Here is a 12177-nt window from a genome sequence, read left to right on the forward strand (position 1 = left end):
ATGCCCGTGACCGGAAAAATTGATGTACCCTCGGCGGCCCCGACTGGGTAGTCAAATTTGAGGAGCGCGGCTTCGCTGTGCAGATGTTCCCCGCGGCAACACCGTCCGAGATCTCTGAACTGGTCCGCTGCAGTGCCGTTTTCCTGCCCGGAGACCCGGCCCGCAGCGGCCGGGTCGCTTTCTGGCGACCCGATGGCGACGCCCCTTCGGGCATCGCCTCTGGGTCCGTCGAGGACCTGAATGTCGTCCTGCCGTGCGGCGAGGGTGTCGATACGGCACGGGTTGCTGCCGTCCTGCTTCCGGTGCGGGCCGCGTTGCCGGTCCTCACGCGCGCGCGTACCGATGCGCACGGACACCGAGGAGCCGCCTTCTGGGGTGCGGCCACGGTCCTGGCCCTGCAGTGCGTGGCGCGCGGGCTGCTGCTGCCCGGCCTGTCCCCCGGTGACCACGACGCGTGGCGGGTCGGCCCCCTGCCCTTGGAGGACATCGAGCGCGTACGCCGATTGGCCGCCGCGATGCCGCCTGAGGCGCACGCAGTCCCCCTGGACGACGCCGGACCGCCCCGGTTGCCCGATGCGGAGCGGCTGCTGCGCGCCTTCCTGAATGCGGTGGCCGACACCCTCCCGCGCTCCCCCGCCGCCCCGCTCGTGACGGGCGGGCCCGCCTATGCGGCGCAGAAGCCGCAGCACATGCCCGAGCAGCGCGCGTGGGCCGCCGATGTCGCCGCGGGCCATGACGCGGGCGTACGGCTCTCGCTGCGGGTCGAGGTGCCCGGTCTTGCCGATCTGACGCGGGACGCCGCCGCAGTGCCGTTCCGGGCGGTGCTGCAGGTGCACAGTGTCAGCGATCCGACGCTGATGGCGGACGCTGCTGACATCTGGGGCGGGTCCTCGGACGGGGGAGGTTCCGGGGACGCAGCCGCTGCATTCGGTCCACGCGCGCGTATGGACGCACTGCTGGCGCTGCGCCGCGCCGCCCGGACCTGGCCGCCGCTGGCGCCCCTGCTCTCGGCGAGCGTGCCGGATGCCGTCGAACTCGCCGACGAGGAGGTCACCGAACTCCTCGGACACGGTTCCCGGGCGCTGGCCGGGGCCGGAGTCGACGTGCACTGGCCGAAGGAACTGGCCCGCGGGCTGACCGGCCGCGCGGTGATCGGCCCGCCGGAGGAGGAGCCGTCGGACGAGAAGCCGTCGAGCGGGCGGGCCGTCTCGCAGGCGCCGTCGTTCCTCTCCGCCGACGCGCTGCTCGCCTTCAACTGGCAGTTCGCGCTGGGCGACCAGCGGCTCACGCGCGAGGAGTTGGACCGACTCGCCGAGGCCAACCGCCCCGTGGTGCGCCTGCGCGGGCAGTGGGTCCTGGTCGACCCGCAGGAGATGCAGCGCGTCCGTACCCAGCAGGACCGCAAGCTCAGCACCATCGAGGCGCTCGGTGCCGCGCTGACGGGCTCGGCGGAGATCGACGGGCGCCGGATCGAGGTGGACCCCACGGGGTGGCTGGCGAGCCTCAGGGAGCGGCTCGCGGCCCCGGAGGCACAGGAGCCGGTCGCACAGCCCGCCGCACTCGCGGCCACGCTGCGCGACTACCAGCGGCGAGGTCTGAGTTGGCTGGCCCGGATGACGTCCCTGGGGCTCGGCTGCTGTCTGGCCGACGACATGGGGCTTGGCAAGACCATCACGCTGATCGCGCTGCATCTGCACAGGCAGAGCGCTGCCGCGACGGCCGGTCCGACGCTCGTGGTGTGCCCGACATCCCTGATGGGCAACTGGCAGCGCGAGATCGAGCGGTTCGCGCCCGGCACACCCGTGCGCCGCTTCCATGGGTCTCGGCGCAGCCTGGAGGGCCTGGCCGACGGGGAGTTCCTGCTCACCACGTACGGGACGATGCGCCTGGACGCGCGCAGGCTCGGCGATGCGCAGTGGGGTATGGTCGTGGCGGACGAGGCGCAGCACGTCAAGAACCCGTACTCGGCGACCGCGCGGGAGCTGCGGTCGATCGGTGCACGCGCGCGCGTGGCGCTGACCGGCACCCCGGTGGAGAACAACCTCTCGGAGCTGTGGGCGATCCTCGACTGGACGACCCCGGGGCTGCTGGGCCGGCTCGGCACCTTCCGCGCGCGGTACGCGCAGGCCGTCGAGGGCGGTCAGGACCCGGCCGCCGCCGAGCGACTCTCCCGGCTGGTGAGCCCGTTCCTGCTGCGGCGCCGCAAGTCGGACCCGGGGATCGCGCCGGAGCTGCCGCCGAAGACCGAGACGGACCGTGCGGTGTCCCTGACGAAGGAACAGGCGGGGCTGTACGAGGCGGTGGTGCGCGAGACGCTGGCGGAGATCTCCGGCGCCGACTCCATGGCGCGCCGAGGGCTGGTCATGAAGCTCCTGACGGGGCTGAAGCAGATCTGCAACCACCCGGCGCACTACCTCAAGGAGGAGCGCCCGCGCATTCCCGGCCGCTCGGGGAAACTGGAGCTGCTGGACGAGCTGCTCGACACCGTCCTCTCCGAGGGGGCGAGCGTTTTGGTCTTCACGCAGTACGTGCGCATGGCGCGCATCATCGAGCGTCATCTGACGGCCCGCGGCGTCGGCTCGCAGTTCCTGCACGGAGGGACGCCCGTCGCTGAGCGCGAGGCGATGGTGCGGCGCTTCCAGGACGGCGAAGTCCCGGTGTTCCTGCTGTCGTTGAAGGCCGCGGGCACGGGTCTGAACCTGACCCGGGCCGAGCATGTCGTGCACTATGACCGCTGGTGGAACCCCGCGGTCGAGGCGCAGGCCACCGACCGCGCGTACCGCATTGGCCAGACCCGGCCCGTGCAGGTGCATCGGCTGATCGCGGAGGGGACGGTCGAGGACCGCATCGCCGACATGCTCGGCCGCAAGCAGGAACTGGCAGACGCGGTCCTGGGCATCGGCGAGGCGGCATTCACGGAGCTGACGGACGCCGAACTGGCCGATCTGGTGGAACTGCGAGGGGGCGGGCGATGAACCACGAGGACATGGAACGCGATCACCGGGACGTGGAACGCACCTTCGCCGCGCTGCCGCCCGCGCACGGGCGGGGGTTCGCGGGCACCTGGTGGGGTCAGGCCTGGCTGAAGGCGCTGGAGGACACGGCGCTCGACACACAGCAGCTGAAGGCGGGGCGCAGGCTCGCGCGCGCGGGAGCCGTGGGCGCGGTTTCCGTGCGCCCGGGGCGGATCACGGCCGTGGTCCAGGGCAGTGATCGCACGGCGCACCGGGCCGACGTCCTGCTGGAGGAGCTGGACGGCGAACAGTGGGACCGTTTCCTGGACATGACCGTCGAGCGGGCGGGACACGTCGCGGCGCTGCTGGACCGCGAGATGCCGCCGTATCTGGTGGAGGACGCGGCGGCCGCGGGCATCGAACTCCTGCCCGGCCTGGGCGATCTGGAGCCGGAGTGCGACTGCGGCGCCTGGGACCACTGCGGGCACACAGCGGCCCTGTGCTACCAGGTGGCGCGGCTGCTGGACCAGGATCCGTTCGTGCTGCTGATGATGCGCGGGCGTGGCGAACACACCCTGCTCGACGACCTGCAGGCCCGCAGCACCCGGCGCACCGACGCTTCCTCGGAGCCGGAAGGTGTGGACGCGGTCGAGGCCTACAGGAGCGCCGACATCCTGCCGCCGCTGCCCCCTCCCCCGGAGCTGCCCCCGGAAGCCGGTACACCGCCGTCCCTGGACACCGAGACGCCGCCCGGGCCGGGCGTCGACCCGGACGCCTTGCGGCACCTGGCCGCGCAGACCGCAGTGGAGGCCCATCGTCTGCTTGCCAGGGCTCTTCGTTTTGATGCGGAACAGCTGCCTCCCGAAGGGGAGTTGACGGTCGGACAGGATGCTGTGCGGCTGTCGGCGGGAGGGCCCGGGAGGGCGGTGGCGGACCGGCTGGCCGACGGGTCGGCGCGGGATCGGGAGGGGTTGGCGCGCGCCACGCGCGCGTGGTGCCTCGGAGGTGCGGCCGCGCTGTCCGTGCTGGAGGAGGAGTGGGCCGTCAGGGGTGAAACGCTCGCACGTGCGCGTGCCGCGCTGGAGTCCACCTGGGACGAGGACGAACGGCCGTCGCTGAGAGCGAAGGGCAACCGCTGGACGGTCGTCGGCGCCTCAACCCAGCTGCGCCTGGGGCGGGACGGGCGGTGGTGGCCGTATCGCAAGGAGCGGGGTCGCTGGATGCCCGCGGGAGCCGCCTGCCAGGACCCGGCGACCGCTCTGGCGTCGATGGAGGCGGTGGGCGGGGCGGAGCCCGTCTGAGCCGGGCAGAGCCGGGCAGGAGCCCGTCTGAGCCGTACAGAAGGTGCGGCAGGCTGTTCACGGGCGACCGGCGCCCCATCGGGTGGTGGCTCAGTCCTGCCCGGTGGGGCGCCGGGCCCAGAACAGGGCGTGTCCCGAGTCGCCCTCGGGCAGGAACTCCTCCCGCTCCACGGTCAGTCCGGCCTCGCGGATCCAGGCGCGGCTGGTCGCGGCGTCCGCGTGACTCCACCACATCGGCGCCCCACCGCCGAGCCAGTTCGGCTCGGTTCCGGTCCAGGCGGCGTGTCCAGTGGTGGCCACGAACCAGCCGCCCGGACGCAGCCATTGGGCGATTCTCCGCAGCAGTGGCGGCTGCTCCATCAGCGGAATGTGGATGAGGGCGTACAGGGAGACGATGGCGTCGAAGGAGGCGGGCTCGAAGGCGGCTGCGGTGGCGTCACCGTGAATGAACTGCGCCTGCGGCACCCGCTCCCGGGCCCTGCTGATCTGCACCTCGCTGATGTCCATGCCGGTGACCCGGTGACCGGCGGCCACGAGATCCCGCGCGACCGGCACCCCACTTCCGCATCCGATGTCCAGTACCGCGCTGCCGGCCGGGATCGCCCGGCACAGTTCGCCGAGCAGTACCTGGTACTTGGTGTCGGACCCGTAGGCGTCGTCGTAGAGCCGGGAGACGGCGTCGTACCCGCGCCGGACGATGTCTTTGGGGTCCTCGGGGTTCTTGGGCTCCTCGGTGTCCACGCTGCGTGAACGTAGCCAGCGGTGGAAGGTCCTTGCGAACTGTTTTTTGCCGCTCGGCCTGCTGCGGTAGCCCGTGTGCTCCGAAACCCGACGCCCCGTGTTCACCCTCCGGTGGCGACACGTTCGCCGCAGGGCCCGAATGTAACCGCTGTCAACACAGTTGCTCCTCAGGAGGCTCGATGTCCCCGCACGCCACCGGTCGGCCGCAGGTCCGGCGCTCCGTCGCAGCCGGCGTTCCGCTTGCTGTGATCGCGGCCCTTGTCGCGGCCTGTCCGCCCGCCAGTGCGGCGTCGCAGGAGGCGCACGTCGTCCGCACCGCGACGCTCGGCGACATTCCTCTCGGCGCCTTCAGCAATGCGCTGCTGCCCGGGACGGTGGACGACGACCGGGGCGTCGACCTCGGCGGCATCGGCAGTGACGTCTATCCGGCGGGCCGCAAGGGCGAGTTCTGGACGGTGACCGACCGCGGCCCCAACGGCCAGATCAAGGTGGACGGCACGAAGCGCCGCACCTTCCCGGTGCCGGGCTTCGATCCGGCGATCGTGAAGATCCGGGTGTCCGGCGACACCGTGAATGTGCTGGACGCGATCCCGATCACCACCTCGTCGGGCAAGGCCGTCACCGGCCTGTCGAACCAGGCGAGCCGCGACGAGGCGCCGTACTCCTACGACGCCTCCAAGCCGCTGTCGTACAACCCGAACGGGCTGGACACCGAGGGCATCGTGCGGGCGAAGGACGGAGGTTTCTGGCTCGTCGACGAGTACGGGCCCTCCTTGGTGCATGTCTCAGCGCGCGGGAGGGTGCTCACGCGTTACGTGCCCGAGGGGCTGAACCTCACGGGCACCGACTACCCGGTGGTGGAGGCGCTGCCCGCGATCCTGCTGCACCGGAAGATCAACCGCGGATTCGAGGGGCTCGCCCAACTGCCGGGCGGTGACCTGGTGATGGCCCTGCAGAGCCCGCTGTCGCTGCCGGACGAAGATGCGGGCGACGCGTCGCGCACCACGCGTCTGCTGCGTTTCTCGCCGAGGAAGAAGGCGGTCACCGCCGAGTACGCGTACCGCTTCGACCCGGTGAACGTGGTGGACCCGAGCGAGGACGACACCTCGGAGCTGAAGATCTCCTCGGTGGTCGCCGTGGGCGGCGACCGGCTGCTCGTGGAGGAGCGCACCGACAGGGCCGCGCGACTGCAGCTGGTGAAGCTGGACCGGCGCGCGAACATCCTCGGTGGCTCATACGACGACGACACGACGTCCCCGTCGCTGGAGCAGCTCGAGGACCCGGCGGCCTCGGGCGTGCCGGTGCTGCGCAAGCGGCTGGTCGTCGACCTGGGCAAGGTCGCGGGGGTGCCCGGGAAGATCGAGGGCATCGCGCGCGTGGACCACGACACGCTCGCCCTCGTCAACGACAACGACTTCGGCATGACGGACGGCGCGGGCGCGTTCGACGCGCAGGGCCGGCTGGTCGACAGCGGGATCGAGACGACGGTGACGTACGTGCGGCTGCCGCACGGCATCTGACCACCGCGACCGGTCGGGCGGTCACGGCAGTTCGATGTCCCCCAGGGACGGAATGAGTGATTCCAGGCCGCTCGGGATCTCACTGGGCAGTTCGCTGGGCAACTTCGACGGCAGCTCGCTGGGCAGTCTGCTCGGCAGCTCCGTCGGGATGCTCAGCGACGGCTTGGACGAGGGGCCGGTGCTCGCGCCTCCGGGCCCCTTCTTGTCGGGCGAGTCGTCGTTCCCGGACGCCATCAGGACGACTACGACCACGGCAGCGATCGCCACGAGGCCGATCAGGGCGAGGACGAGCGGGTTGCGGCGCCTCCTGGGCGGCTGCGGCGGCTGCGGCGGCTGCGGCGGCTGCGGCGGCTGCGGCGGCTGCGGCGGCTGCGGCGGCTGCGGCGGCTGCCAGTCAGCGTAGGTGGGCGGCTCGTTGCTTCCCGGCGGAGGGCCGTACCCACCTCCGGTCCCGTAGCCCCCTCCTGCTCCATGGCCGGAGCCGTAGTTGTCGGGAGGCGGTCCGAAGCCGCCGCCCGGAGGCGGCGTGTCACCCGGCGGCCCGGGCGGCTGAGGCGGTACGGGCGGCATGGCCATACCGTCCAGAGTCGCCGCACTCCGGGCAGGAGGCGACCCCCGTACGGAACTTGATACGGATCCATGGCCTGGACCGCATGATTCCGGAGCATTCCGCACGGAGATCGCTCACGCGCGTGCGCGTGCAGCTCTGTCACGGACACCGGGCACGCGCGGGCACCAGGGTGCGTGAACACCGTGCACGCGCGCGTGGACGTCGCTCGGCCCACGCACGCGTGCGTGCGTTCAGCCGCGGACCCCCAGCAGGTGGTCCATGGCCAGCTGGTCGAGGTGCTCGAAGGCCATCCCGCGCGCGGCGGCCGCCTCGGGGTCGAACTCCTCGAAGGCGCTGCGATCGGCCAGCAGGGACTGCAGACCGTCCGAGGCGGTCGCCTGGGCGAGCTGGTCCAGGCGCGAGGCGCGCAGGGCCTCCTGCACCTCCGGGTCGGCACGGAAGGCGGCCGCACGGTCCTTGAGGATCAGGTAGTTGCGCATGCAGCCCGCGGCCGACGCCCACACGCCGTCGAGGTCCTCGGTCCGCGGCGGCTTGAAGTCGAAGTGGCGGGGGCCCTCGTAGCCGGCGGTCTCCAGGAGGTCGACCAGCCAGAACGCGGCGCGCAGGTCGCCGGCACCGAAGCGCAGGTCCTGGTCGTACTTGATGCCGGACTGGCCGTTGAGGTCGATGTGGAAGAGCTTGCCCGCCCACAGGGCCTGCGCGATGCCGTGCGGGAAGTTCAGCCCGGCCATCTGCTCGTGGCCGACCTCGGGGTTGACGCCGTACATCTCCGGGCGCTCCAGGCGCTCGATGAAGGCGAGGGCGTGGCCGACGGTGGGCAGCAGGATGTCGCCGCGCGGCTCGTTGGGCTTGGGCTCGATCGCGAACTTCAGGTCGTAGCCCTGGGAGATCACGTACTCGCCGAGGAGGTCGAAGGCCTCCTTCATGCGCTCGAGGGCGACGCGCACGTCCTTGGCGGCGCCGGACTCGGCGCCCTCGCGGCCGCCCCAGGCGACGTAGGTCTTGGCGCCGAGCTCGACGGCGAGGTCGATGTTGCGGATGGTCTTTCGCAGCGCGTAACGGCGCACGTCGCGGTCGTTCGCGGTGAACGCGCCGTCCTTGAAGACGGGGTGCGTGAAGAGGTTGGTGGTGGCCATCGGCACGGTCATGCCGGTCGTGTCGAGAGCCTGGCGGAAGCGCTTGATGTGCGACTCGCGCTCGGTGTCCGAGGACCCGAAGGGGATCAGGTCGTCGTCGTGGAAGGTGACGCCGTAGGCGCCGAGCTCGCTCAGGCGCTGCACCGACTCGACCGGGTCGAGGGCACGCCGCGTGGCGTCGCCGAACGGGTCCCTTCCCTGCCAGCCGACAGTCCACAGGCCGAAGGTGAACCTGTCCTCGGGGGTGGGCTGGTAGTTCATGCCGCGGCTCCTTGCTGCTTCGACGTACTTGCTTCGGATCACTTGCTCCGACTATTTCGTCATGGCAGTTTACAAATTAGTATGCGGACGCAGCTCTGGGAAGAGACAAGATGTCTTTGTCACCTCACAGCCCCAGTCTTCGTCTCGCAGAGCCGCGCAAGAGAGCCGCGTAAAAGGGAGAGCCCGATGTCAGCAGCCGAGGGTCCGCTCGTCGTCGGCGTGGACACGTCCACCCAGTCCACCAAGGCGCTCGTCGTCGACGCGGCCACCGGCCAGGTCGTCGCAAGCGGCCAGGCGCCGCACACCGTCTCCTCCGGAGCCGGCCGCGAGAGCGACCCGCGCCAGTGGTGGGACGCCCTGTGCGAGGCCCTGCACCAGTGCGGCGAGGCCGCGCACGAGGCGTCCGCGGTCTCGATCGGCGGGCAGCAGCACGGCCTCGTCACACTCGACGAGCAGGGCGAGCCGGTCCGCCCCGCCCTGCTGTGGAACGACGTGCGCTCGGCGCCGCAGGCCCGCCGCCTGGTCGAGGAGCTGGGCGGCCCCAAGGCCTGGGCGGAGCGCGCCGGAAGCGTGCCCGGCCCCTCGTTCACGGTCACCAAGTGGGCGTGGCTCGCCGAGAACGAACCGGAGGCGATCCGCGCGACCAAGGCGGTGCGCCTGCCCCACGACTACCTCACCGAGCGCCTCACGGGGCAGGGCACCACCGACCGCGGGGACGCCTCGGGCACCGGCTGGTGGGCTTCGGGGACGGAGTCGTACGACGAGGAGACCCTCGCGCATGTGGGCCTGGATCCCGCGCTGCTGCCGCGTGTGGTCCGGCCGGGCGAGGTGGCGGGCACCGTGCGCGACATCCACGGCCTGCCGTTCTCCAAGGGCACTCTGGTCGCTCCGGGTACCGGCGACAACGCCGCCGCCGCGATGGGCCTCGGGCTGCGCCCGGGCACCCCGGTGCTCAGTCTCGGCACCTCGGGCACGGTGTACGCCGTCAGCAAGCGGCGCCCCGCCGACCCGACCGGCACCGTGGCGGGCTTCGCCGACGCCCACGGGGACTGGCTGCCCCTGGCCTGCACGCTGAACTGCACGCTCGCCGTCGACCGCGTCGCCACGCTGCTGAACCTGGACCGTGAGGCCGTCGAGCCCACCACCGGCGTGACCCTCCTGCCGTACCTGGACGGGGAACGCACCCCCAACCTCCCGGACGCCTCCGGTCTGCTGCACGGGCTGCGCCACGACACCACCGGCGGTCAGCTGCTGCAGGCCGCCTACGACGGCGCCGTGCACTCGCTGCTGGGCGCGCTCGACCTGGTCCTCGACGAGGACGCGGACCGTTCTGTCCCGCTGCTGCTGATCGGCGGCGGCGCCCGCGGCACGGCCTGGCAGGAGACCGTACGTCGGCTGTCGGGCCGCCCGGTCCAGGTCCCGCAGGCCAAGGAACTGGTCGCGCTCGGCGCCGCCGCGCAGGCAGCGGGCCTCCTGACCGGCGAGGACCCGGCCGCGGTCGCCCGGCGCTGGAACACGGCCGCCGGCCCGGTGCTGGACGCGGTGGAACGGGACGAGGAGACGCTGGCGAGGATCGCCGGGGTACTCTCCGACGCGGCCCCGCTGCTGGAGCGGAGCACGGACAGCCATTGAGGACGGGGGCATGACCGCACCGCTGCACGAGGCCCACCCGTCCGGCCCCGGACGAGTGCTGTCCGACACCCAGCAGGGCATGCGCCGCCGCAATCTCGCCCGGGTGATGCACACCGTCAGCGCCGATGGGCCGCTCTCCCGCGCGGCCGTCGCCTCGCGCATCGGCCTCACCCGGGCTGCGGTGTCGACTCTGGTCGACGAGCTGATCCGTACGGGACTGCTGGACGAGCTGGGTCCCGAGCGGCCCGGGCGGGTGGGCCGTCCAGGCTCGGCGCTCGCCGTCAGCGGACACGGTCCGGCCGGGATAGGCGCCGAGGTCGGTGTGGATCATCTCGCGGTCTGCGCGGTCGATCTGCGGGGACGGGTACGCGCGCGTGCCGTGCGGCACGGCGCGAACCGCGGTCGCGCCCCCGAGCCGGTGCTCGAAGAGCTCACCGCGCTCGTACGCCGGGTCGTCGCCGAAGCGGAGGGTGAGCGGCTGTGGCCTGCTGGGCTCGCGGTGGCGGTGCCGGGTCTGGTGGCCCGCGACGCCCGGACCGTCGTACGCGCGCCGAACCTCGACTGGCACGACACCGACCTCGGTGCCCTGCTGCCCGCCGACATCCCGCTGACCGTCGACAACGAGGCCAACTTCGGTGCGCTCGCCGAACTCTGGCTCGGCGAGCGCACTCCCCAGGACTTTCTGCACGTCTCGGCGGAGATCGGTATCGGCGCGGCGGTCGTGGTGGCCGGCGGGCTGCTGCGCGGCACGCGCGGCTTCGCGGGCGAGTTGGGGCATGTGCCGGTGCGACCGGAGGGGCCCGCATGCCCGTGCGGCGGGCGCGGCTGCCTGGAGCAGTACGCCGGTGAGGAGGCGGTGCTGCGCGCCGCCGGTCTGGAGCCTGGCGAGGACCACGTCGGGCTGCTCGCGAACCGGGCCGCCGAGGGCGACGAGAACGTACGGGGCGCGCTGCGCGACGCGGGCACGGCGCTCGGCATCGCGCTGACCGGAGCGGTGAATCTGCTGGACCCCGAGAGCGTCGTGCTCGGCGGCGCACTGGCCGGGCTCGCACCCTGGCTGCTGCCGACGCTGGAGGCCGAGTTGGAAGGGCGCAGCGCGGGCCCGGCCTGTCCGGTGATGGTGTCCCGGCTGGGTTCCGAAGGACCGCTGCTTGGGGCAGCGCAGTCGGTGGTGCGGGCGGTGCTGGACGATCCCGCGGCGGTAGCCGAGCGGGGCTGATCGCGGCGTCCGTGTCCGGCGGGTCGGGTCGGGTCAGGTCGGGTCAGGTCGGGTCGGGTCGGGTCGGGTCGGGTTGCTGCAAGATCCGGCGCCGCGAGGCGGCGTACCGCATCGGCGCCACGGCCAAGCCCTAGGCTTGCGCCCTGCGTCAGCGCCGACGTCAACTCCCGTACCCAGAGGAGCTCGACCGTGATCGACCCCGCCCCGGAACACCCGTACCCCGACAGCCACCGGCCCGACGCGACCCCCGCACCGCACGCGCTGCTCACGCCCGTGCTCGGTCTGCTCGGTACCTGGCGGGGGCGGGGCCAGGGCGGGTATCCGACGCTCGACGCGGACTTCGTGTACGGGCAGGAGGTCACCTTCAGCCATGACGGCCGGCCCTTCCTTCATTACGAAGCCCGGGCCTGGCTGGTCGACGCGAATGCCGACGACGCGCCGCTGCGCCCGGCGGCCCGCGAGAGCGGCTGGTGGCGGCTTCAGCCCGACGGCCGGGTGGAAGCCCTGATCACCCAGCCCACCGGCATCGCGGAGATCGCGGTCGGCCGTGCGAGCGAGGACACGATCGACCTGTCCACCCACGAAGTGGCTGTCACGCCCACCGCCAAGCAGGTGGAGGCCACCCGCCGCCGCTACACCTTGACCGGCGGCGACACCCTCACATTCGTCTTCGACCTCGGCGCGGTCGGCCGACCGTTGCAACACCATCTCTCCGCGAGCCTGCGACGCGTCCGGTAGGCCGCGCCGACCCGGCCCAGCACGGCCGACCGCTGAGCTCACGCTCGCGGTCCTCACCCGTTCGGGTGGTCGAGTTCTCCACATGCGCGCCGCCGTCCACCGAA

The 12177-nt window shown here is 72.3% G+C and carries 9 protein-coding genes; 6 read left to right on the top strand and 3 right to left on the bottom strand.

Going from position 1 to position 12177, the window contains the following annotated elements; all coding sequences use genetic code 11:
* Positions 1–83: 83 nt before the first annotated feature.
* Both JYK17_RS00595 and JYK17_RS00600 read left to right on the top strand, forming a co-directional pair.
* Complete coding sequence (locus JYK17_RS00595) at positions 84–2975, top strand: SCO1167/SCO6262 family helicase (protein WP_181362416.1); 2892 nt, start codon at positions 84–86, stop codon at positions 2973–2975.
* Entirely contained in the window at positions 2972–4255 is a 1284-nt protein-coding gene (locus tag JYK17_RS00600) for an SWIM zinc finger family protein (protein WP_108009611.1), read from the top strand. The genes JYK17_RS00595 and JYK17_RS00600 overlap by 4 nt, the downstream gene beginning before the upstream one ends.
* Positions 4256–4345: 90 nt before the next feature.
* On the opposite strand, the gene JYK17_RS00605 is transcribed toward JYK17_RS00600, so the two are convergent.
* On the bottom strand, positions 4346–4996 hold the full coding sequence (locus JYK17_RS00605; protein WP_108009613.1) for a class I SAM-dependent methyltransferase: 651 nt from the start codon (positions 4994–4996) through the stop codon (positions 4346–4348).
* Between the two features lie 179 nt (positions 4997–5175).
* Here JYK17_RS00605 and JYK17_RS00610 point away from each other — a divergent pair, with 179 nt between their 5' ends.
* A complete protein-coding gene (locus JYK17_RS00610) occupies positions 5176–6516 on the top strand; it encodes an esterase-like activity of phytase family protein (protein WP_222809534.1) in 1341 nt (446 codons plus the stop codon).
* A 21-nt stretch (positions 6517–6537) separates the two neighbouring features.
* On the opposite strand, the gene JYK17_RS40360 is transcribed toward JYK17_RS00610, so the two are convergent.
* Together JYK17_RS40360 and xylA are read right to left on the bottom strand one after the other, a co-directional pair.
* Positions 6538–7086, bottom strand: coding sequence for a hypothetical protein (locus JYK17_RS40360; protein ID WP_261995249.1), 549 nt, complete (start codon positions 7084–7086; stop codon positions 6538–6540).
* 231 nt (positions 7087–7317) lie between these two features.
* Positions 7318–8484 (bottom strand): xylose isomerase, encoded by a 1167-nt coding sequence (gene xylA, locus JYK17_RS00620; protein ID WP_108009617.1) that lies wholly within the window; start codon positions 8482–8484, stop codon positions 7318–7320.
* A 186-nt stretch (positions 8485–8670) separates the two neighbouring features.
* On the opposite strand from xylA, the gene xylB reads away from it, so the two are divergent.
* The 3 genes from xylB (at position 8671) to JYK17_RS00635 (ending at position 12073) form a co-directional block, all read left to right on the top strand.
* A complete protein-coding gene (xylB, locus tag JYK17_RS00625; RefSeq protein ID WP_108009619.1) occupies positions 8671–10116 on the top strand; it encodes a xylulokinase in 1446 nt (481 codons plus the stop codon).
* 10 nt (positions 10117–10126) lie between these two features.
* Complete coding sequence (locus JYK17_RS00630; protein WP_222809535.1) at positions 10127–11335, top strand: ROK family transcriptional regulator; 1209 nt, start codon at positions 10127–10129, stop codon at positions 11333–11335.
* 189 nt (positions 11336–11524) lie between these two features.
* Positions 11525–12073, top strand: a complete 549-nt coding sequence (locus JYK17_RS00635; RefSeq protein ID WP_222809536.1) for a heme-binding beta-barrel domain-containing protein — start codon at positions 11525–11527, stop codon at positions 12071–12073.
* Positions 12074–12177: the final 104 nt, after the last annotated feature.

Source organism: Streptomyces plumbidurans, assembly GCF_019857225.1.
GTDB lineage: Bacteria > Actinomycetota > Actinomycetes > Streptomycetales > Streptomycetaceae > Streptomyces > Streptomyces plumbidurans.